The sequence below is a fragment of the Streptomyces hydrogenans genome, from assembly GCF_014656075.1.
In the GTDB taxonomy this organism is placed as follows: domain Bacteria; phylum Actinomycetota; class Actinomycetes; order Streptomycetales; family Streptomycetaceae; genus Streptomyces; species Streptomyces hydrogenans.
Map to the genome: position 1 here is coordinate 57,052 of NZ_BNBS01000007.1, position 21,151 is coordinate 78,202.

A 21,151-nucleotide genomic window follows, 5' to 3' on the forward strand; every position below is an offset into this window, starting at 1 on the left:
GCGGCCTACGCCACCGCGCCCGCCTTCTCCTCGTGCGGGAACAGGGCGAGGGGGGTGGACTCGTCGAAGAAGGTCCTGGCCCGGGTGAGGGCCCGTTCGTCGGCGTGGATGCGGCCGGGGCGGTTGGCGGTGCCCAGGAGGACGCCGCCGAAGTGCATGCGGAGGTAGGCGGCCGAGTGGTGGAGGGTGGTCGTGAGGCCGTCGGCGACCTCGTGCTCGTCGTGGCCCAGGGCCGTGACGCCCCACAGGGTGCCGCCCGCCATGCGCTCCTTGAAGTCGGAGTGCGGGGCGTTCAGCCAGCCGGACCAGTGGTCGAGGTAGCGCTTGGTCTGGGCGGAGACGCTGTACCAGTACAGGGGCGAGACGACGACGAGGTCGGTCGCCTCCAGCGTCGCCTCGCGCAGCAGCTCCTCGTCCTTCCCGGGCTCCCGGTCGCCGGTGTCGTGGCGGCCGTCCCGGAAGTCGGGGAGGTCCAGCTCGTTCAGGTCGATCCAGCGGCGCGGCACGCCGGCGGGGAGGTGGGCGGCGGCCTCGCGGGCCAGGATCTCGGAGTTGCCTCCGGGGCGGGAGCTGCCGAGGACGAAGAGGAACGAGCGGGCCGGTCCGGTGGTCGTGTCGAGCGGCATGGGGGCTCCTGGTTCGTGGGTGCGCGGGCGGGCCTTTCCCGGGCAACTAGCCCTCGCTCGCGGGTATTCCGCTCCAGCGGATCGTTTGTGCCGATGGGCCCCATCGGAAGGACGCCCCAGTGGCCCGTGGACCCCCCGCCGCCCCCGCTCGTAGCGTCGTCGGCATGAGAAACGAGACCCGCGGAACCCTTGAACTGACCCTCGCCATGGTGCTGTCGGGCACGCTGGGCGTCTTCGTCGTCGAGTCGGGCGCCTCACCCTTCGAGGTGGTGTTCTTCCGGTGCCTCTTCGGGGCCGTCGCGCTCGGCCTCTACAGCCTGGCGCGGGGCTACTTCACCGGGCACGGCTTCACCGCCCGGTCGTTCGGCCTCGCCCTCCTCGGCGGCGTCTTCATCGTCTTCAACTGGGTCTTCCTCTTCGAGGCGTACGCGGCCACCTCGATCTCGCTCGCCACCGTCGTCTACCACACCCAGCCGTTCTTCCTGGTGCTGCTCAGCGCGCTCCTCCTGCGGGAGCGGATCCCGGCCGGGAAGCTGGGCTGGCTCGCGGTCGCCTTCGCCGGGCTGGTGCTGGTCTCCGGGGTGCGGCCGGGCGACACCGGTTCCCTGAAGGGGCTCGGGTACGCGCTGGCCGCCGCCGTGCTGTACGCCCTCGCCACCTTCGTGACCAAGAGGATCACCGGCGTACGGCCCCATCTGATCGCCCTCGTGCAGGTGACCGCCGGCGTCCCGCTGCTGCTGCCCTTCGCCGACCTCGGCGCGGTCTCCGGGCTGGGCGCCGGGTGGGCGTGGCTGGCCGGGCTGGGGATCATCCACACCGGGCTGATGTACGTCCTCATGTACGCGGCCTACGCCAAGCTGCCCACCCCGAAGATCGCCGTGCTCGCCTTCACCTACCCGGCGGTCGCGATGGTCGTCGACTGGGCGGTGTACGGCCACCACATCGGGCTCGTGCAGGCGCTCGGCGTCCCGCTGATCGTCCTCGCCAGCCTCAAGGTCACTCTCGGGCGAGCCGCCGCGCCTGCTCCACGAACAGCCGCACGTGCGCCGGAAGCCGCTTCCCCCGCCGCCACGCGAGCTGCGTGAAGAGCGTGAACGGCGCCTCCCAGTCGAGCGCCACCAGTGCCCCGGACGCCAGCTCCTCCTGGACGGCGATCCGGGGCAGCAGCGCGATCCCGAGCCCGGAGGCCACCGCCCGCTTGCTCGCCTCGATCGTGCCGAACTCCAGGAAGTCGGGGCCGGGGGCGGAGCCCGGGCCGCCGGCCGCCGCGCCCGCCAGTTCCGCCTCGAAGAGGTCGCGGTAGGCGCAGCCGGGCTCCGTGCCGATCAGTCCGCCGCCGGCGAGGTCGGCGGTGACCAGGCCCTCGCGGCCCGCGAGGGGGTGGCCGGGGGAGGCGATCAGGGCCAGCGGCTCGGGCGCCAGGACCTCCGACTCCAGGCCCTCGTGCTCGGTCCCGGCCTCCATGAGGAAACCGAGGTCGTACGTGCCCTGCCGGAGCGCCTGCCGGGTCGCGTCGCCGAGGGTGGGGCGCAGGGCGAGCCGGACGGCCGGGTGGCGGTGGTGGACGTACTCCAGGAGCGGCGGGAGCCGGTAGGTGGTGAGGGACTCCATCGTCCCGATGGTGATCGTCCCGGCGGGCTCCCCGGCGGCCACCGCCGCCCGGGCCTCCTCGGCCAGCTCGGCCATGCGGCGCGCGTACGGCAGCAGCCGCTCGCCGGCCTCGGTGAGCCGGATGCGGCCGCCCAGCCGCTCGAACAGCTCGGTGCCGAGCGAGGTCTCCAGGGTGCGGATCTGGCCGGTGACGCTGGACTGGGCGTAGCCCAGCTCGGCGGCGGCGCGGGTGAAGGAGAGAACTTCGGCGACCTTCTCGAAGGTGGCGAGGAGCCGCAGCTCCATCAGGGTTCCTTCCCGGGGACGAGTGAGGGGCGGGGAGGGAGGGGCGCCTCGGGCGTCCTCTCCCGGCGGCGGCCGGTGCCGCCTCAGGCGTCCTTCTCCTCGCCGCCCTCTTCGCGGCGCCTCATCTCGTCCTCGCGGCGGCGGAGGTCCGCCTCCCAGTCCTTGAGGAGGGCCTCGTCGTCGGGCTCCTCCTTCCCGAGCGACTTCAGGAACTCGGGGTTGTCGTCCGGGGCCACCCAGCCGCCGCGCCCGGCCCGGCCGCCCCGGGCGGCGGCGCGCCGGGTCTTGCCGGCGAAGAGCCACACGATCGGTCCGACGATCCAGAACAGCAGGATGATGATCACCCAGACCACCTTGGGCAGGTGCTTGACCTCGTCCTCGGGGGTGTTCAGACAGTCGATGAAGGCATAGATCGTCAGCGCCAGCGGCAGGATGAACATCAAGGCCCTGAGCATGTGGTGCGGCCCCCTGGAAGCGGTGGCGGGGGCGCGTCGAGTCGGCCCCGGTGACAAGTCCAGCGTAGCCGGTGACCGATACTTGCCCGTATGGCTTACGACGATCTCCGCTCGCTGCTCAGGGCGCTGGAGCGCGAAGGCGACCTCAAGCGCATCAAGGCCGAAGTCGATCCGTACCTGGAGGTCGGGGAGATCGTCGACCGGGTGAACAAGGCGGGAGGGCCCGCGCTCCTCTTCGAGAACGTGAAGGGCTCCTCCATGCCCCTCGCGATGAACGTGTTCGGCACGGACCGCCGGCTCCTCAAGGCCCTCGGCCTGAAGTCGTACGAGGAGATCAGCGAGAAGATCGGCGGGCTGCTCAAGCCCGAGCTGCCGCACGGCTTCGTCGGCGTCCGGGAGGCCTTCGGCAAGCTGGGCTCGATGGTCCACGTGCCGCCGAAGAAGGTGAAGGACGCCCCCGTGCAGGAGGTGGTCCTGACCGGCGACGACGTCGACCTCGACCTGCTGCCCGCGCTCTTCACCTGGCCCAAGGACGGCGGCTCCTTCTTCAACCTGGGCCTCACCCACACCAAGCACCCGGAGACCGGCGTGCGGAACCTGGGGCTGTACCGGCTCCAGCGGCACGACAAGCGCACCATCGGCATGCACTGGCAGATCCACAAGGACAGCCGGAACCACTACGCGGTCGCCGCCGAGCGCGGCGAGCGGCTGCCGGTCGCGATCGCCTTCGGCTGCCCGCCGGCCGTGACGTACGCCTCCACCGCGCCGCTGCCGGGCGACATCGACGAGTACCTCTTCGCCGGCTTCGTGCAGGGCAAGCGGATCGAGATGGTCGACTGCAAGACCGTGCCGCTCCAGGTCCCGGCGCAGGCCGAGGTCGTCGTCGAGGGCTGGCTGGAGCCGGGCGAGATGCTCCCGGAGGGTCCCTTCGGCGACCACACCGGCTTCTACACCCCGCAGGAACCGTTCCCCGCGCTGAAGATCGACTGCATCACCATGCGGAAGCGCCCGCTGCTCCAGTCGATCGTCGTCGGCCGGCCGCCGACGGAGGACGGGCCGCTGGGGCGGGCGACGGAGCGCTTCTTCCTGCCGCTGCTCAAGATCATCGTGCCGGACATCGTCGACTACCACCTGCCGGAGTCGGGCGGCTTCCACAACTGCGCGATCGTCTCGATCGACAAGAAGTACCCGAAGCACGCGCAGAAGGTCATGCACGCCATCTGGGGCGCCCACATGATGTCGCTGACCAAGCTGATCATCGTGGTCGACAAGGACTGCGACGTGCACGACCTGCACGAGGTGTCCTGGCGGGCCCTCGGCAACACCGACTACGCCCGCGACCTGACGGTCGTCGAGGGCCCCGTCGACCACCTCGACCACGCCTCCTACCAGCAGTTCTGGGGCGGCAAGGCGGGCATCGACGCCACGAAGAAGCTGCCGGAGGAGGGCTACACCCGGGACGGTGGCTGGCCGGACATGGTGGAGTCGGACCCGGCGACGGCGGCGAAGGTCGACCGCCGCTGGAAGGAGTACGGGCTGTGATGACCACGGCCGCGGTCCCCGGCGCCGAGCCGGGCCGTACGAAGGCGTTCCTGCGGCTCGTGATGATCGAGCACTCGGTCTTCGCGCTGCCCTTCGCCTACATCGCCTCGCTCACCGCGATGTTCCAGCTGGACCGGGAGATCCACTGGTGGACGCTGTTCCTGGTGACCGTGTGCATGGTGGGGCTGCGGACCTTCGCGATGGCCTGCAACCGGATCATCGACCGGGAGATCGACGCCCGTAACCCGCGCACCGCCAACCGGGAGCTGGTCACCGGCGCGGTGTCGGTGCGGTCGGCGTGGACCGGGGCCGGGATCGCGGTCGTCGTCTTCCTCGGGGCGGCCGCGCTGTTGAACCCGCTGTGCCTGGCGCTGGCGCCGCTCGCCGTCATCCCGATGGTGGTGTACCCGTACGGCAAGCGGTTCACGAACTTCCCGCACGCCATCCTCGGCCTCGCCCAGGCCATAGGGCCGATCGGGGCCTGGCTCGCGGTCACCGGCGAGTGGTCCTGGGACGCGGTGATCCTGGGCCTCGCGGTCGGCGTCTGGATCGGCGGCTTCGACCTGATCTTCGCCTGCCAGGACGTGCAGGCCGACCGGGCGCACGGCGTCATGTCGGTGCCGGCCCGCTTCGGCATCCCGGCGGCGCTGTGGGGCGCCCGCGCCTCCGCCGTCGTCACCACCGGGCTGCTCGTCTGGTACGCGCTGGCCACGGACGCGGGCATCTTCTTCTGGGTCGGCCTGGTGATCGTCGCGGCGGCCTTCTGCTACGAGCACTCGATCGTGAAGCCGCACGACCTGTCGCGGCTCAACCGGGCCTTCTTCACCACGAACGGCTTCATCGGGATCTCGCTCTTCCTCTGCGCCCTGCTCGACCTGCTGGTCCGGGGCCTGTCGCTCTGAACCCGTCCGTCCCCGCCCGGCCCCCTCAGGGGCCGGGCGCGAACCGGTCCAGGAGGGCGTCGAGGCCGGTGGCCAGGGACTCCGGGGCGCCGCCCCTGGCCAGGGCCGGGGCGGCGGCGCGCAGGCGGGGCAGCTCGCGGACCGGCATGCGGTGCAGGCCGAGGCGGAACGCGGGATCGGATTCCTCGGGGTTGTCGACCATGGGCCGCAGATCGTCGAGGACATGGCCGAGGACCCAGGCGGTGACGGCCCGGAAGGCCGTGACGGTGGCCTCCTCGTCCAGGCCCGCCCGGCCCAGCAGGGCCAGGATCCGCTCGTGGTCCCGGAGGACGGGGAGCGGGCGGCGGGCGAGCGGGACGGCCAGCATGCGGGTGGCCAGGAGCGGCGCCACGTGCGGATGGGCGAGGGCGACCCGGTGGGTCTCGGCGGCGATCCGGTGCAGTTCGGCCCGCCACTCCGGCTCCTCCGGCGAGGCGGCCAGCCGCTCCTCCAGCTCCGTGTAGAGCGCCTCCACCAGGCCGTCGAGCAGTGCTTCCTTCCCGGCCGCGTACCGGTACAGCGCCATGGCCTCCACGCCGAGCTCCGCGCCCGTCCGGCGCATGCTCAGGGCCGACAGCCCCTCGCGGTCGACCAGCTCCAGGGCGGTGGCCAGCACCCGCTCCCGGCTCAGCCGGCCGTACCGGCCGTGGTCGCCGGCGCGCCGGCCCGGCGCCCGGCGTCCCGTCCCGGGGTCCTTCTCGCTCGCCATGAGCCGCCTTCCGTACGTGTTCCCGGTGTCCTCCGCGCGTCCGCGTACGTGTTCCCCGTGTTCCCCACAACCTCTCGCGTGCGGTGTCCGCGGTGCCGCCGCGGGGGCCTTCCGTACGACCCGACGCTCGCCTTGACCCGACGACATCGAGGGATAAAGTGTACATATACGTCGTAAACGTACGGTGAATGCGCGGGGCGACCCGCCGGACGCCACGGGAACGGTGGACGGCCTCCGCAGTACGGGCGACACGTGCACCGACTCGATCCCGGAGCCATCATGACCACGCAACCGACCCTGTCCCGGAGCAACGGCTCCCGGCCCGTCGACCACCCGCTCCGCCGCTCCACCGACCCTGCCCCGCACCCCATGCGGCGCGCCGGGGACAGGACGCCGTCACGGCTCGCGGTGAGCCTGGTCGTCCCGGCCCTCAACGAGGCGCGCAACATCCCCTGGGTCTTCGAGCAGATCCCGGAGTGCGTCGGCGAGGTCCTCCTCATCGACGGCGACTCCCACGACGCCACGGTCCGCGTGGCGACCCAGATCCTGCCCGAGGTCCGCAGCATCCCGCAGAACGGCAAGGGCAAGGGGAACGCGCTGCGCACCGGCTTCCTCGCGGCGCGCGGCGACTACATCGTCATGCTGGACGCCGACGGCAGCATGTCCCCCGGGGAGATCCCGCACTTCGTGCACTTCCTGGAGAACGGCTACGACTTCGTCAAGGGCTCCCGCTTCGTCGAGGGCGGCGGCTCCCTCGACATCACCCGCTTCCGCCGGCTCGGCAACCACGCCCTGCTCGCCCTGGTGAACCGGCTCTACGACGCCCACCTCACCGACCTCTGCTACGGCTTCTGCGCCTTCCGCCGCAGCTTCCTCGACCAACTGGACCTGCACGCCACCGGCTTCGAGATCGAGACCGAGATGGTCGTGCACGCCCTGCGCGCCGGACTGCGCATCGCCGAGGTCCCGAGCCTCGAACTGCCCCGCCGCAACGGCCGGTCCAACCTGCACGCGATCTCCGACGGACGACGGGTCCTGCGGACGCTGCTCTCCGAGCGCCCCGGCGCCCGCCCGGCGACCGCCCCCCGGGAGGGGAGCGCGCCGTGACCCGCCTGCCGCCCGCCGGTCCGTCCGCACCGCTGCCGGTCGTGGACATCGACCTCGCCGAGCCCGGAGCGTTCCGGCGCCCCGGAGGCGGCACCCGCGCCAGGCCGTCCGGCCGCGCGCTCGGTCTCGTACGGTTCCACGGCCGCCCGCTGGGCATGGCCGAGGCGGCCGGCGGCGGGCCCGAGGAGCTGTGGCGGGCGCTCGCGGCCGTGGCGCTGCGGGAGTTCACCGCCGCCGACGGGGACCCCGGCCTCGACGAGCCGCACCGGACCTTCGTCGAGGCGCCCGCGATCAGCGTGATCGTGGCGACGAGGAACCGCACCGGGATGCTCCGCGACTGCCTGGACTCGCTGCTCGCCCTCAAGTACCCGCGGTTCGAGGTGGTCGTGGTGGACAACGCCCCCTCGGACACCTCCACGGAGGACCTGGTCCGCAGGGAGTACGGCGGCACCCGGGACGACGGCGGGCCCCTCGGCGACCACGGCGGGCCCCGGCGCCCCGACCGCACCCGCGGCCGGCCGCTGCGGAACCTCGGCCCCGCCGTCCGCTACCTCCGCGAGCCCGTGCCCGGGCTCGCCCGCGCCCACAACCGGGGCCTCGCCGTCGCCCGCGGCGAGATCACCGCCTTCACCGACGACGACACGCTCGTCGACCCGCTGTGGCTGACCGCGCTCGCCGCGCCCTTCCAGGCCGACCCCCGCACCGGCTGCGTCACCGGCCTCATCGTCCCCGCCGAGCTGGACACCGAGGCGCAGGTCGCCCTGGAGCGGCACGGCGCCTTCGCGAAGGGGTACGTCCCGCGCGTCTGGTCGCTGCGCAGCCCGTCCGCCGACCCGCTCTTCCCGTTCACCGCGGGCCGGTTCGGCTCCGGCGCGAACATGGCCTTCCGCACCGGACTGCTGCGCGAGCTCGGCGGCTTCGATCCCGCCACCGGCGTCGGCACCCCCGCGCACGGCGGCGACGACCTGCTCTCCTTCTTCCGGGTGCTCGCCCGCGGCCGCTCCCTCGCCTACGAGCCCGCCGCGATCGTCTGGCACCGGCACCGCCGCACCCCCGAGGCCCTGGAGGCCCAGGCGTTCGGCTACGGCGCCGGGTTCGGCGCCTACCTGGCCGGGGCGATCGTCCACGAACCGCGCATGCTGCCCGCGCTGCTGCGCCGGCTGCCCGGCGGCGTGCGGTACGCGCTCGCCCGGAACCGCGCCCGCGCCACCCCGGCCCCCGGCGGCGGCGCGCCGACCCGGCTCGCCCGCCTCGAACTGCGGGGCATGCTCTACGGGCCGTACGGCTACTGGCGCAGCCGCCGGATCGAGCGCCGGATCGAGCGGCGGACCCGGCGATGACCGCGCCACGGACCGCGAGGCCGGCGCCGGCCGCGGGGCACGCGCCCCCGGCGGCGGCTCCTCCGGTCGTCGCTCCGGCCGCCGCGTCTCCGGCGGTCGCCCCTCCGGCCGCCGCCTCCCCGGCTGTCGGCGCCCCTGTCGCCACCCCTGCCGCCGCCCCCGTCGGCACTCCTCCGGAGGCCGTGCCGCGCCGGCCGTCCCTCGGCCCGCTCGGCCCGCTCGGCGCGATGGTCCGGGCCGGTGTCGCCGCCGTGTTCCCGCGCGACCCGCTGCTGCGCAACGGACACCTGCTCGCGATCAGTTCCCTCGTCAGCGCCGGGCTGGGCTCCGTCTTCTGGGTCCTGGCCACGCACTGGTACGACGACGAGGTGGTGGGCGTCAGCTACTCGGCGCTCTCCATGACCCTGCTGCTGGCCAGCATCGGCCAGCTCAACCTCTCCGACTTCCTCGTCCGGTTCGTGCCCTCCGCCGGCCACCACACCCGCCGGCTGATCCTCGTCTGCTACACGGTCAGCGCCGTCGTGAGCGCCGTGGTGGCCATGGGCTTCCTGCTGCTCGTGCCCGTCGTCGCCCCCGGCCTCGGCTTCCTGCTGACGCCCGTGACCGCCGCCTGCTTCGTCGCCGCCACCGCCGGATACGCCGTCTTCGTGATGCAGGACGGCGCGCTGACCGCGGTGCGGCGGCCCGGCTGGGTGGTGGGCGAGAACGTGATCTTCGCCTGCGTGAAGATCGGGCTGCTCGGCATGGGCGCGGCCCTCGCGCTGTTCTCCGGCATCCTGCTCTCCTGGGTCGGAGCGCTCGCGGTCGCCCTCGTCGTCGCCAACTTCGTGCTGCTGCGACGGGCCGTGCCCGCGCACGCGCGCGAGGCGACCGAGGCGCGGCGGCCGGCCCGGGCGCTGCGGTACGCGGCCGCCGACTACGCGGGCTCGCTGTTCCGGATGGCGGCGTACACCGTGGTCCCGCTGATGGTGCTGAACAACCTGGGCGCCGACCAGAGCGCCTACTTCTCGCTCGCCTGGATCGTCGGCTACGTGCTCTACCTGGTCGCCCGCAACCTGGGCAGCTCCCTCGTGGTGGAGGCCGTGAGCAACCCCGAGCGGCTGGTCGAGCACACCGTGCGGATGCTGCGCCACACCGGCCTGCTGCTCGGCACCGCCGTCGCCCTCGTCGTCCTGCTCGCGCCCAGGATCCTGTCCTTCTTCGGCCCCGAGTACGCCGAGCACGGCACCACCCTGCTGCGGCTGCTCGCCCTGTCCGCCCTGCCGAACATCGTGGTCAGCCTCGCCATCGACGTGTGGCGGGCGCGCCGCCGGCTCCGCTGGGCGGTCGGCGTGCAGATCGTGATGTGCGTGCTGGTCCTGGGTCTCACCAAGCTCCTGCTGCCGACGCTGGGGATCGCCGGGGCGGGCGTCGCCTGGCTGGTGACCATGTGCCTGCTCGCCGCGCCGCTGCTGGTCTGGCGCGCGCGCTGGCTCACGAACGGATCCGGGAGGTCCTCGTGAACACCGCGTCCCCCACCCCTCCTCGCACCGACACCCGCGCCGGCACCGGCACCGACCCGACCGCCTTCCCCAGCCTGACCGTCGTGGTCTGTGCCTACACCCTCGACCGCTGGGACGACCTGCGGGCGGCGATCGGGTCGCTGCGGGACCAGCGACCGCCGGTGCGGGAGACCGTCCTGGTCGTCGACCACTGCCCCGAGCTGCGCGCCCGGGCGACCGCCGCCTTCCCCGGCGTGCGGGTGCTCGCGAACGACGGGCGCCGGGGCCTGTCCGGCGCCCGCAACACCGGGGTGGCGGCCGCCCGCTGCGAGGTCGTGGCCTTCCTCGACGACGACGCGGCGGCCGAACCCGACTGGTCCGCGCGGCTCCTGGCCCCCTACGCCGACCGCGCCGTCGCCGGCGTCGGCGGCCTGGTCCGGCCCTGGTGGGCGACCCGCCGGCCGCCGTGGTTCCCGCGCGAGTTCGACTGGGTCGTCGGCTGCTCGTACCGGGGGCTGCCCACGCACCCGGCGCCGGTGCGGAACTTCATCGGCGCCAACATGTCCTTCCGCCGGTCCGCGCTGCTCGGTGCCGGCGGGTTCCGCACCGACCTGGGGCGGGTGGGGACCCGGCCGCTCGGCTGCGAGGAGACCGAGCTGTGCCTGCGGATCGCGGACCGGCGCCCGGACGCCGTGCTGCTCCACGAACCCGCCGCCGCCGTCCGCCACCACGTGCCCGCGGCCCGCGCCACCTGGGCGTACTTCGTCGCCCGCTGCTACGCGGAGGGCCTGTCCAAGGCACACGTCGCCCGGCTCGGTTCCTCCCGGGCGGCGCTCTCCAGCGAGCGCGCCTATCTGCGGTCGACCGTCCCGCGGGCCTTCGTACGGGCGCTGCGGCCCGGTCTGCCCGGCGGGCTGCGCACGGCGGCGGCGCTGGTGGGAGGCGTCACGGCGACCGTCGCCGGCTATCTGGTGGGCCGGGTGCGGCGCCCCGCGCCCGCCGCGGGCGTACGGGACCCGGCACCCTCCGCCGCACCCGTCGCGGGACCGGCCGGAGGGGCGGGCGGGGGGCGGCCATGACCGCCGTGCCCGTCTTCCTCTACCACTCGGTGTCGCCCGACCCGCCGTCCTGGATCGCGCCGTTCACGGTCCGGCCCGGCCGCTTCGCCGAGCAGCTGGAGACGATCGCCGACAGCGGTCTGCGGATCGTGCCGCTGCGCCGGCTGGTGGCGGCGCAGCGCGGCGGGCCGCCGCTCCCCGACCGGTCCGCGGTCCTCACCTTCGACGACGGCTTCGCCGACTTCCACTCGACCGTGCTGCCGCTGCTCGCCTTCCACGGCCTGCCCGCCACCCTGTACGTCACCACCGGCGCGCTGCGCGGCCGCCCGGGCTGGACGGCGGGCACCGTCTTCCCGCCGGGCTCGCGGATGCTGAGCCTGCGCCAGCTGGTGGAGCTCGACGGGTACGGCGTCGAGATCGGCGGCCACACGCGGACCCACCCGCAGCTCGACACCCTGCCCGCCGACCGGGTGCGGGACGAGGTCGCGGGGTGCGGGCGGGAGCTGGAGGACCTCCTCGGGCACCGGGTCGTGTCGTTCGCCTATCCGCACGGGTACTCCAGCCCCGCCGTGCGCGAGCAGGTCAGGACGGCCGGGTGGAGCTCGGCCACGGCGGTGCGGGACGCGTTCAGCTCGGCGGACGACGAGCCGCTGCGCATCGCCCGGCTGATGGTGCGCGCCGACACCGACCGGGACACCTTCCGGCGGTGGACCACGGGGTCCGCCGCGCCGGTGGCGCCCTTCCCCGAGGGGGCCAGGACCAGGGGCTGGCGCGCCTACCGCCGGATGCGGGCCCGGCTCAACGTGCCGTACCGCGCGGTCTCGTGAGGGCGGCTCGGCCGGTCGTACCGGAAGCCCTCAGGAGGGCTGCTGCCACACCCGTACCCAGTCGACGCTCATCCGGGCCGTGTCCACGGTCTCCGGCGGGGGGTGGGGCACGCCGACCGCCAGGTTGAGCAGGACCTCCATGGGCACGTCCGGGATCCGCTCGGTGTCCGTCACCCGGAGGCGTTCGACGCCGTCCACGTACCAGACGAGGGCGTCGGGCTCCCACAGCAGGCCGAAGACGTGGTACCCGGCGGGGAAGTCGACCGGGCCGTACGTGCCGCGCTGCCGCGCCTCCTCGCCGTCGGGCTCGTTCCAGTGCACGTACATGCTGACCCGCTCGGTGGTGGCCAGGAACTCCATGATGTCGAGCTCGGGCGGGGTGTAGCGGGAGGCGGGCATCATCCAGAAGGCGGGGAACATGCCCTCCTCGGCCGGGATCCTGATCGCCGCCTCGAAGTAGCCGTAGGTGAACGTGCGCCGGGGGTCGCCGTCCCAGTGGTCGCGGCCGGTGGAGATCATCCCGGAGGTCCAGGGGTAGTTCTTGTCGTCGCTGCCGCGCGTCTCGCGGCGCTCGGCGGTGAGGACCAGTTCGCCGTCCCGCACCGCGACCTGTTCCGGCAGGTACCACTGGAGTTCGTCGTTGCCGCTGTTGGTGCAGCCGTCGTCGTTCCAGTCGTAGCAGGTGGTCCACGTCCGCCCGTCGAGCTCCGTCCCGTCGAAGCCGTCGTCCAGGACGAGCCGCCACGTGCCGGGCGCGGGCGGGCCGGTGGAGGACGTCGTGACGGCCTCGGCGGCCGCCGGCCCGCCGGCCGGTTCGGCGCAGGCGGTGGCGGTGGCGGTCACCAGGAGGGCCGAGGCCAGCGTCAGGGCCGCCCGCCTCAGGGGTCCGCGGGTGCCCCGCACGGTCACCGGTCCCCGCCCGCGGCCGAGGCCGCGAGCCGGTGGGCGGAGAACTCCGTGCCGTGCACGAAGCGCAGCACGGGGCCGAAGGTGGGGGCCGCGGCGAGCCCGGTGAAGTACAGGCCGGGGACCGAGGACTCGAAGCCCGCCGACAGCACGGGCGCGCCGCCCGGCAGGATGCGCACCGCCTCCCGCAGCGCCGGCTCCAGGACGGGGGCCCGCCGCACGTCGACCCGGTATCCGGTGGCGGCCAGGACGTGGTCGGCGTCCAGGACGTCGTGACGGCCCGTCCGGTCCACCAGCTCCAGGCGGACGGCGCCGTCCCGCTGCCGGGCCGAGACGATCCTGCGCCCGCACAGCACCGGGAGGCGTCCGTTCACCCGGCTCCGCAGCCACCAGGCGCCGGACGGCCCGAGCACCGTGCGCAGGACGTGGGCGCGGACGGGGAGCGGCAGGTGGCGGTAGGCGGCGGGGCCGCGGCTGACCGCGAACAGGGACCAGCCCGGGCCGAGCGCCGAGCCGGGCTTGCGCAGCCGGTCGTACCAGGGCCGGGCGGACGGCCGGGCGGTCGGCGGCGGGTCGCCGAACAGCAGGGCGCCGGTCCGGGCGACGACGACGGGCCGGGCACCCGCCTCGCGCAGCAGCGCGGCGCTCTCCAGGGCCGACTGGCCGGCGCCGAGGACGGCGACGCTCCGCCCGGCGAAGGCGGCCAGGTCGCGGTGGTCGCAGGTGTGGGAGGCGAGGCCCGCCTCGGCGAGCGGGGCCAGTCCGGCGGGCCGGTGGGCGTAGGCCACGAGGCCGGTGGCGACCACCACGGCCCGCGCCGCGACCTCCTCGCCGGAGTCCAGGAGGACGCCGAAGGCGTCGCCGTCGGCCCGCACCCCGCACACCGTCGTGGGCTCCACGCCCGGCACCAGCCGCTCCTGGAACCAGTGGCCGTACGCGATGAACTCGTCCACCGGGATCGGATAGGTGTCGCCCACCGGGCGGCGGCCCCGGGCGGCGCGGAAGTCGGCGAAGCGGTGCCCGTCCCCGGGCGCGGAGAGCGAGGAGGCGGCCGGCACCGACTTGAGGAACATGCCCTCGGGCATGTGGGTCCGCCAGGTCCCCATCGGGGTGCCGAAGACGCGGACCGGTGTGCCGGCCGCGTCCAGCCAGGCGGCGGTGGAGAGTCCGAAGGGGCCGGCCCCGACGACCACGACGGGCAGCCGGCGGCGGGCGGTCCCGGCGGGCGGGGGCGGTTCCTGGGCCATGGCGCGTCTCCTCTCCTGCGCGTCCCGCGGGGCGGGGAGGCTCCTCAACCAGCGTGCACCCGGGAGTCCCGGTTCCGCGCGCCGGACCGGTGCGGCAGCAGGGCGAGGACCGAGGTCAGGGCGGCGAGCACGAGCAGGGAGCGGGTGGCGGTGAAGACGCCGCAGAGGAAGAGCGTCACGGCCACCAGCGTCGCCAGGGCGAGGCCGAGCACGAGGGTGAGGAGAGCGGTCTCCAGGCGGTCGGCAGGGTGTCCGGACCGCCGGGTGCGGGCCGGCCGCAGGGCGAGGAGGGCCGCGTGCCCCGGGCAGACGAGCAGGAAGGCGGTGACGGCGGCGACCCGGACGGGGGCGGCGTCCGGCAGCGTCACGGAGGCGAGCAGCGCGAGCCATCCGGAGACGGCGAGCACCGGCCGTAGGGGCGTCATGGCGGGTCTCCTCAGCGCGGTGGCGGGGTCACGTAGCGGTAGACGGCCGCGTCGTCGTTCTCGTAGACGAGGGTGAAGCCCCGGGCGCCGTCCAGCGCGGTCCGCAGCCGCCCCGACACCTCCGTCGGCAGGGCTCCGGTGACGTACAGGTTCATGTCCTGGGCCCGGCTGAGGACGACGTACGCGGGCCGTTCCTCGGTGGCGCCGAAGACGAAGCCGGTCACCCCCTCCAGCGGGTCGCGCACCAGCACCCGCTGGTCGTCCGGATCCTGGTAGGCCAGCTGGACCCTGCGGTGCACCTCGTAGTCGAGGTCGAGGTCGGGCACGTCGGCGGTGAGGGTGACGATCGTCGAGCCCGGCGGGGCGTGCTCGACCACGTAGCGGGCGGCGGCCACCTCGTCGAGCGTGTAGTGGTTCACCGCCTCCTTGCCGTAGTAGCCGAAGAACAGCGCGCCGGTCATGGCGAGGATCAGCGGGTAGACGGCGAGGGTGTACGGGACGGGCCGCCGGGCGCCCGGCGGCAGCAGCAGCGCGGCCACCAGGAACGCGGCGGCGGGCAGCGCGAAGAGGTAGGCCCGGAAGAGCATCTCGCCGCCGTAGGCGTTGACGGCGAGCAGCGGCAGCGGGGCGGCGGCCAGCAGCGGGAGGCCGGTGCGCCGGGTCCACCGCCGGGCGAGCAGGCCGGCCAGGGCCAGGACGGCGACCGCTGCGGACAGGCCGCGGTCGACCCAGGACAGCAGGATCTGGCCCGGCGCCGCGTCGCCGAGGGCGGCCAGCCCGGAGGAGACGTTCTTGTCGGGTTCGGTGAGGGACTGGATGAGGTTGGTGATGTTGACGGAGATGTACGACCGGGCGACGGTGGCGTCCCAGACGGCGGTGAGGACGACGGCGGCGATCAGCACGGGCACGGCGAGCCGCCGGCTGCGGCGGGGCAGGGACAGCAGGGCCAGGGCGCTGATGAGCATCAGCGGTGTGAGCGGGTGGGAGACCACGATCGCGGCCACGATCAGCACGACCCCGACGAGGAGCCCGGGTGGCCAGCCGTCCCGGCGGCGCGGGTCGGGGCGGGGCAGCGCCGAGGACCGCAGCTGCCGGAAGAGGAGGGCCATCACGGTGAGGAAGAGCAGGAAGGCGAAGGACTGCGGCGCGAAGTAGTCCTGGCCGACCCAGGAGCAGCTGTAGAAGATCCAGACCGCGCCCCACACCATCCGCCGGTCGCGGGTGACGGAGCGGTACAGCAGGAGCAGCGGGGCGAGCAGCAGGGCGTTGGCGAACGGCGGGGTCCAGGAGGCGTAGCCGACCGCGGAGTCCAGTCCGGTGGTCCGCAGGAACAGCGCGTGGAGCTGGAAGAAGCCCGGCCAGTCGTTGTAGACGGAGAACTTGCCCGCGTCCGGCACCTCGCCGCCGTGCCGGATCATCGCGTCGATGACCGCGAGGTGTTTCCAGGCCCAGGAGTAGCGCAGGGTCGGGTACAGGAGCGTGGGGGTGGCGTGGATCAGGGCGATCAGGGCGAGGACGTAGCCGGTCAGCCAGGCGCTGTGGGTGCGGCGGTCGCCGAGGGCCAGGCAGAAGCCCAGGGTGAGCAGGGCGGCGGCGGTCCAGAAGAGCGGGGGCAGCACCTGGAGCAGCCCGAGGTCGCGCATCCGGTCGAGCGGGACGGCGCGGAGCGACAGCAGCCAGAGGGCGACCGAGAGGGGCAGGATCAGGCGGGCGGTCCAGACGCGGACGGTGGTCGCGCGGGTCCGGGCGGGGGGCGGTGCGGGGTCGGACCGTGCGGGGCCGTGCGGGCCGTCGCCGGGTCCGGGGCCTTCCGGATCCTCCGGGCTTCCCGGGCTTCCGGGGCGGGCGGTGGCGCCGTCCGGGGCGTCCCGACCGCTCCCCGGTCCGGCGGCCTCGGTGCGGGCCCGGCGGTGGTACCCGCTCACCGGAACACGTCCGTGACCTGTTCGGCGGGGCCCCATCTTCCGGTAAGCCGCAAAATGGACATTATGGTGTGATTCTAGAACGTCCCCTGCTGTGGGGCCCGATGGGAACGTCGAGCCCGGAAGGCACCGAAGGGAGAGCCGTGAGGCCGAGCGCCCCGGACGCCCCGCACCTCGACCCGGCGGTGCCCGCGCTCCTCGCCAAGGTCGGCACGTACCCCCAGCACCACGGCGGGCTCGGCGTGGTGCGCACCCTCGGCCGGGCGGGCGTCACCGTCCACGCCCTCGTCGAGGACCGGCTCACCCCCGTCGCCCTCTCCCGCCACCTGTCCCGCGCCTTCGTCCGCCCGACCACCGGCCTGGAGCGGCAGGACGCGCTCGTCGCCGCCCTGCTCGACGTCGGCCGGTCCGTGGGCGCGCCCTGCGTGCCCGTGCCGACCGACGACGAGGCCGCGATCCTCCTCGCCGAGCACGCCGAGATCCTTTCGGAGTGCTTCCTGCTGCCCCGGGTCGAACCGGGGCTGCCGCGCCTCCTCGCCGGGAAGGCGAGCCTGCACGCCCTCTGCGAGGAACTGGGGGTCGCCGCGCCGCGCACCAGGGTGCCCGTCGACCGCGACGAACTCGTCGACGCCGGGCGGGAGCTGGGCTTCCCCGTCGTGCTGAAGAACCGCGACGCGTGGACCCGGCTGCGCGACCCGGCGGTGGGCGGCACCACGGCCGTCCGCGACGAGCGCGGGCTCCTGGACCGCTTCGCGCCGGGCGTCCTGCCCCCGCTCCTGGTGCAGGAGTACATCCCGCGCGAGTGGGCCGAGGACTGGATCACCCACCTGTACTGCGGGGCCGGCGGCGAGCCCCGGGTCGCCTTCACCGGTCTCAAGCTGCGGTCCTGGCCGCCGCACGCCGGGGTGACGACCCGGGCCGTGGCGCTGGCCAACCCCGTCCTCGCCCGGCTGGCCGAGGACCTCGTCCGCCGCGTCGGCTACAGCGGCGCGGCGGACCTCGACTGGCGCTACGACCGCCGCGACGAGCGCTACAAGTTGGTGGACTTCAACCCGCGGACCGGCGCCCAGTTCCGGCTGTTCGAGAACACCGACGGCGTGGACGTCGTCCGGGCCATGCACCTCGACCTGACGGGCCGTGCGGTGCCGCCCCGCCCCCAGGCCGAGGGGCGGGTGTTCGTGGCCGGCCAGCTCGACCTGCCGTCGGTGCTGGCCTGGCTGCGCGAGGAACACCGGCTCCCGCCCGCCCTGCTGCCGGTCCCCGGGACCGAGCGCGCCTGGCTCAGCGGCGAGGACCCGCTGCCCGCCGCCGTCGAGGCGGTCCGCTTCCTCGGCGCCGTCGCCCGCAGGCTCGGCCGCGAGGTGCGGGGCGGGACGGACCGGCGCCCGGGGGCGGGGCGGGACGGGTAGCGGGACGCGTGGGCGGGGCGGGGTGGAGTGGATGGTGGAACGCGTCGGCGGGGCGGGCGGGTGGCGGAAACGCGTCGGCGGGGCGGGTGGGGCTTCCGCTCCGGGCGGGCACCGGGGCGCAATCCTTGGCCGGCGCCGGGGAGCAACCCCTTGGCCGGCGCCGGGGAGCGATCCTTGGCGGGCGCCGGGCGGCACCCCCTTGCTAGAGTGAAACATCCGGTGAATTGTCCTGATTCATACGATCGGTTGGCCGGGAGGACCCGTGGACACCGCGGCCCCCCGGACCGTGCCGGGGGAGCGGCCCGGAACCGGCGGGGCGGCCCTGAGCGGCCTCCTGCCGCTCGACCCGAACCCGCTGCTGACCCGCCCCTCGGACCTGGTCCGCGCCCACCGCCTCGCCGTCCTGCTGCGCGGCGGACGCGTCCGCTTCCGCGATCTGCACCGGCTGGAACGGACCGTCTCCGACCTGCTGGTCTTCCGCCTGGAGGACCGCGCCGCCGAACCGCTCGTCATCAAGCACCCGCGCAGCGTCCGCGCCGCCGGCTCCCTCACCCACGGCTGCGCCGCGCTGCGCGAGCTGACCGGCGACGACCGGGTCGGCGACTGGCGGCGGCTGCTGCCCGCGGCCGAGGAGCTGCGCCACCACGGCCGGCTGCTGCTCGTGGCCGAACGCTGCCTGCCCGGCGTCGAGGGCGACGCCGTGCTGCGCCGCGCCCTCGGCCGGACCCGCCCGCTGGCCGTCGCGGCGCTCGGCACCGTCGCCGCCCTGCACCGCGCGACCGGCCACCCGGAGCGGGCCGGGCGCCGTACCGCCGACTGGGTGGACGCCCGCCTCGCGGTGCTCGCCGAGCAGGTCCCCTGGTGCGCCGCGCCCCGGGGCGCGGCCGCCGTGCGGGCCCTGCGGGAGCGGCTCGACGACGGTCTGGCCGGGCGCACCCTGACCGCCGCCAGGACCCACGGCGACTACCACCCGGGGAACATCCTGGTCGACGAGGAGAGCGGGGCGCTGTCCGGCGTGATCGACTGGGCGGACTCCCGCCCCGACGGGCCGTGCGCCGTCGACTCCTATCTGTTCGTCCTCACCCTGCGGCAGCAGCGCGAGCGGCGGGAGCTGGGGCGGATCGTGGCCGACGCGGTGCGCCGCGGCGGCCTGCTCCCCGAGGACCGCGCCCTGCTCGCCCACTCCGACGTGCCGCCGCCGGGCCAGGAGCCCGACGGCGCCCTGCTGCCGCTGCTCACCTGGCTGTGGCACGTGGCCGGGAACGCCGCCAAGTCCGCCCGCTACGGCCGCAGCCGCCGCTGGGTGCACGGCAACGTGGTGCCGGTCCTCACCGAGGTGGCGCGGCGGTGAGCACGGTGGAGGTGCTCACCCGGACCACGGCGGCGGGCCCGGTGCGGGTCACCTCGCCGGCGCCGCGCGAGGTCTGGTGGCGGCTGGCCGGGGAGGACCCGGCCGCGCTGGTCACACAGACCCCGACGTGGCTCGACAGCCTCTGCGCGACGGCCCCCTTCGAGGACGCCAGCCGGCTGTACGTCTTCGGCGGCGGCCGCCGGGTCGTGGTCCCGCTCGTCCGGCGGCGGGGGCTGCCCCGGTACCTGACCGCCGAGGAGTCCTGGCCGTCCGGCTGGGGGATCGGCGGCCCCCTGTCCGCCCCGGGCCCGCCCGACGCGGAGGAGGCCGCGGTCGTCCTCGGCGACCTGGCCCGGCGCCCGGCGCTGCGGGTCGGCGTGCGGTGCGGGCCGGACGCCGACCCGGTGTGGGCGTCCGCCGCGCCGCCGGGCTTCGCCGTCGAGGCCCTGACCACGTACGTCCTGGAACTGGACGGAGGCTTCGGCACCGTGTGGGAGCGCCGCTTCCACGGCCGGATCAGGCGGGACGTGCGCCGGGGCGAGCGGTCGGCCGTCGAGGTGGAGGTCGGCCGCGGGGGCCGGCTGGTGCCGGAGTTCTACGGGCTGTACGAGACGTCCATGCTGCGGTGGGCCGCGCACCAGCACGAGCCGAGGGCGCTGGCCCGGCTGCGCAGGTCCCGGGAGTTCCCCCGGCGGTACCTGGAGGAGGTCGCCGGACGGTTCGGCGACGGGTGCGCCGTCTATCTGGCCCGGGTCGGCGGGGAGCCGGCCGCGGGCGTGGTGGTGGTGTCGCACGGGGACCGCGCCAAGTACTGGCGCGGCGCGATGGACCGGGACCTGGCGCATCCGGTGCGGGCGAACTTCCTGCTCCAGCGGCTCGCGATCGAGGACGCGTGCGCCGAGGGCCGGACCGCCTACGTGATGGGCGACTCCCGGCCGGGGTCCTCGCTCGCGCACTTCAAGGAGGGTTTCGGGGCCGAGGGGCGCCCCTCGCTCCGCTACCGCCGCGAGCGCCTGCCCCTGACCCGGGCGGACCGCCTGGCCCGGACCGCGGCCAAGCGGCTGCTGCGATTCCGGGACGCCTGACCGGGCCTGGGTTTCCCCGGCCGGATAGGCTCACTGTCGTGGAGTCGCAGGAGAAGAAGAGTCGCCGGCCCTGGGTCGTGGGGGTCTCCGGGGCGTCGGGGACGCCGTACGCGGCTTCCGTGCTCAGGGGGCTGCTGGACGCGGGGGAGAGCGTCGACCTGGTGGTGTCGCGGGCCTCGCGGCTCACCCTGCTCGACGAGACGGGGATCGGCTTCCGCGACGCGCACTGGCGCGAGGACCTGGCGGCCTGGCTGGCCCGGGGGGCGGACGGGAAGCCGGACGCCTTCGAGGTGCCGGTGGAGTCGCTGGACGACGTGCGGTACTGGGCGGCCGGCGACCTGGCGGCGGGACCGTCCTCGGGGTCGTACCCGGCCAAGGGGATGCTGATCGTGCCTGCCTCGACCGCCTCGGTGGCGGGAGTGGCGCTCGGCCTGTCGAAGGACCTGCTCCAGCGGGTGGCGAGCGTGACGCTCAAGGAGCGGCGTCCGCTGGTCGTCGCGGTGCGGGAGACCCCGCTGAGCGGGCAGACGCTGAAGCAGATGGTGGCGCTGGACGAGGCGGGCGCCGTGGTGCTGCCCGCCTCTCCGGCGTTCTACGCGGGGGCGACGCACATCCAGGATCTCGTGGACTTCGTCGCGGGGCGGGTGCTCGACGCGGCAGGGGTGTCGCACGAGCTGTACCGCCGGTGGCGGGGAGAGCTCGGAGGAGCCTCCCGTGCCGGTTAGCGCTTCTTGGCGGCCTTCTTGGCGGCGCGCTTCGAGGCGGCTGCGGTCTGGTGGGCACGCGAGCGGTTGGCCAGGTCCTGCAGCTCGCGCATACGGGCG

At 74.8% G+C, this 21,151-nt stretch carries 20 protein-coding genes; 12 read left to right on the forward strand and 8 right to left on the reverse strand.

All coding sequences use genetic code 11. The features are described 5' to 3' along the window. Window positions 1–5: 5 nt before the first annotated feature. The gene (locus tag IE321_RS05365) at window positions 6–626 is read right to left on the reverse strand and encodes a flavodoxin family protein (RefSeq protein WP_190221950.1); all 621 of its coding nucleotides are present in this window, start codon (window positions 624–626) and stop codon (window positions 6–8) included. Window positions 627–790: 164 nt separating this feature from the next. Between IE321_RS05365 and IE321_RS05370 the strand changes: the two genes are divergently transcribed. Further along, entirely contained in the window at window positions 791–1,711 is a 921-nt protein-coding gene (locus IE321_RS05370; RefSeq protein ID WP_190221951.1) for a DMT family transporter, read from the forward strand. Here IE321_RS05370 and IE321_RS05375 read toward each other — a convergent pair. Together IE321_RS05375 and IE321_RS05380 are read right to left on the reverse strand one after the other, a co-directional pair. After that, window positions 1,623–2,522, reverse strand: coding sequence for a LysR family transcriptional regulator (locus tag IE321_RS05375; protein ID WP_190221952.1), 900 nt, complete (start codon window positions 2,520–2,522; stop codon window positions 1,623–1,625). The genes IE321_RS05370 and IE321_RS05375 overlap by 89 nt on opposite strands. Window positions 2,523–2,605: 83 nt before the next feature. After that, on the reverse strand, window positions 2,606–2,977 hold the full coding sequence (locus IE321_RS05380) for a PLD nuclease N-terminal domain-containing protein (protein WP_043226898.1): 372 nt from the start codon (window positions 2,975–2,977) through the stop codon (window positions 2,606–2,608). Window positions 2,978–3,067: 90 nt separating this feature from the next. Here IE321_RS05380 and IE321_RS05385 point away from each other — a divergent pair, with 90 nt between their 5' ends. Beyond that, window positions 3,068–4,519: a menaquinone biosynthesis decarboxylase gene (locus IE321_RS05385; protein WP_190221953.1), complete on the forward strand. Its 1,452-nt coding sequence runs from the start codon at window positions 3,068–3,070 to the stop codon at window positions 4,517–4,519. Continuing rightward, window positions 4,519–5,421, forward strand: coding sequence for a menaquinone biosynthesis prenyltransferase MqnP (mqnP, locus tag IE321_RS05390; protein WP_190221954.1), 903 nt, complete (start codon window positions 4,519–4,521; stop codon window positions 5,419–5,421). The genes IE321_RS05385 and mqnP overlap by 1 nt, the downstream gene beginning before the upstream one ends. 25 nt (window positions 5,422–5,446) lie before the next feature. Here the strand turns inward: mqnP and IE321_RS05395 are convergent, their stop codons facing one another. Continuing rightward, window positions 5,447–6,169 carry a TetR/AcrR family transcriptional regulator gene (locus IE321_RS05395; RefSeq protein ID WP_190221955.1) on the reverse strand — a complete coding sequence of 241 codons (723 nt, stop codon included), beginning with the start codon at window positions 6,167–6,169 and terminating at the stop codon, window positions 5,447–5,449. A 279-nt stretch (window positions 6,170–6,448) separates the two neighbouring features. Between IE321_RS05395 and IE321_RS05400 the strand changes: the two genes are divergently transcribed. The 5 genes from IE321_RS05400 (at window position 6,449) to IE321_RS05420 (ending at window position 11,982) form a co-directional block, all read left to right on the forward strand. Continuing rightward, window positions 6,449–7,276 (forward strand): glycosyltransferase family 2 protein, encoded by an 828-nt coding sequence (locus IE321_RS05400; RefSeq protein WP_190221956.1) that lies wholly within the window; start codon window positions 6,449–6,451, stop codon window positions 7,274–7,276. After that, the gene (locus IE321_RS05405; RefSeq protein ID WP_226652110.1) at window positions 7,273–8,616 is read left to right on the forward strand and encodes a glycosyltransferase family 2 protein; all 1,344 of its coding nucleotides are present in this window, start codon (window positions 7,273–7,275) and stop codon (window positions 8,614–8,616) included. The genes IE321_RS05400 and IE321_RS05405 overlap by 4 nt, the downstream gene beginning before the upstream one ends. Continuing rightward, window positions 8,613–10,118, forward strand: a complete 1,506-nt coding sequence (locus IE321_RS05410) for a lipopolysaccharide biosynthesis protein (RefSeq protein ID WP_190221957.1) — start codon at window positions 8,613–8,615, stop codon at window positions 10,116–10,118. The genes IE321_RS05405 and IE321_RS05410 overlap by 4 nt, the downstream gene beginning before the upstream one ends. A 74-nt stretch (window positions 10,119–10,192) precedes the next feature. Continuing rightward, on the forward strand, window positions 10,193–11,176 hold the full coding sequence (locus IE321_RS05415; RefSeq protein WP_190221998.1) for a glycosyltransferase family 2 protein: 984 nt from the start codon (window positions 10,193–10,195) through the stop codon (window positions 11,174–11,176). Then, on the forward strand, window positions 11,173–11,982 hold the full coding sequence (locus tag IE321_RS05420) for a polysaccharide deacetylase family protein (RefSeq protein ID WP_043226905.1): 810 nt from the start codon (window positions 11,173–11,175) through the stop codon (window positions 11,980–11,982). Before IE321_RS05415 ends, IE321_RS05420 begins: the two co-directional genes overlap by 4 nt. A 30-nt stretch (window positions 11,983–12,012) precedes the next feature. On the opposite strand, the gene IE321_RS05425 is transcribed toward IE321_RS05420, so the two are convergent. From IE321_RS05425 to IE321_RS05440, 4 genes are read right to left on the reverse strand one after another with little or no spacing between them, the layout of a single operon-like run. Continuing rightward, entirely contained in the window at window positions 12,013–12,885 is an 873-nt protein-coding gene (locus IE321_RS05425; protein WP_190221958.1) for a glycoside hydrolase family 16 protein, read from the reverse strand. A gap of 2 nt (window positions 12,886–12,887) precedes the next feature. Beyond that, window positions 12,888–14,135 (reverse strand): FAD-dependent oxidoreductase, encoded by a 1,248-nt coding sequence (locus IE321_RS05430; RefSeq protein ID WP_190221959.1) that lies wholly within the window; start codon window positions 14,133–14,135, stop codon window positions 12,888–12,890. Window positions 14,136–14,179: 44 nt separating this feature from the next. Then, window positions 14,180–14,560 (reverse strand): hypothetical protein, encoded by a 381-nt coding sequence (locus IE321_RS05435; RefSeq protein WP_190221960.1) that lies wholly within the window; start codon window positions 14,558–14,560, stop codon window positions 14,180–14,182. An 11-nt stretch (window positions 14,561–14,571) separates the two neighbouring features. Beyond that, window positions 14,572–16,485 (reverse strand): glycosyltransferase, encoded by a 1,914-nt coding sequence (locus tag IE321_RS05440; protein WP_190221961.1) that lies wholly within the window; start codon window positions 16,483–16,485, stop codon window positions 14,572–14,574. A 140-nt stretch (window positions 16,486–16,625) separates the two neighbouring features. On the opposite strand from IE321_RS05440, the gene IE321_RS05445 reads away from it, so the two are divergent. The 4 genes from IE321_RS05445 (at window position 16,626) to IE321_RS05460 (ending at window position 21,052) form a co-directional block, all read left to right on the forward strand. Continuing rightward, entirely contained in the window at window positions 16,626–17,891 is a 1,266-nt protein-coding gene (locus tag IE321_RS05445) for a carboxylate--amine ligase (protein ID WP_190221962.1), read from the forward strand. A gap of 262 nt (window positions 17,892–18,153) precedes the next feature. Then, window positions 18,154–19,242: a phosphotransferase gene (locus IE321_RS05450; protein WP_190221963.1), complete on the forward strand. Its 1,089-nt coding sequence runs from the start codon at window positions 18,154–18,156 to the stop codon at window positions 19,240–19,242. Continuing rightward, window positions 19,239–20,327 (forward strand): GNAT family N-acetyltransferase, encoded by a 1,089-nt coding sequence (locus IE321_RS05455; protein WP_190221964.1) that lies wholly within the window; start codon window positions 19,239–19,241, stop codon window positions 20,325–20,327. Before IE321_RS05450 ends, IE321_RS05455 begins: the two co-directional genes overlap by 4 nt. A 38-nt stretch (window positions 20,328–20,365) precedes the next feature. Then, window positions 20,366–21,052: a UbiX family flavin prenyltransferase gene (locus IE321_RS05460; RefSeq protein ID WP_190221965.1), complete on the forward strand. Its 687-nt coding sequence runs from the start codon at window positions 20,366–20,368 to the stop codon at window positions 21,050–21,052. Window positions 21,053–21,151 lie beyond the last annotated feature (99 nt).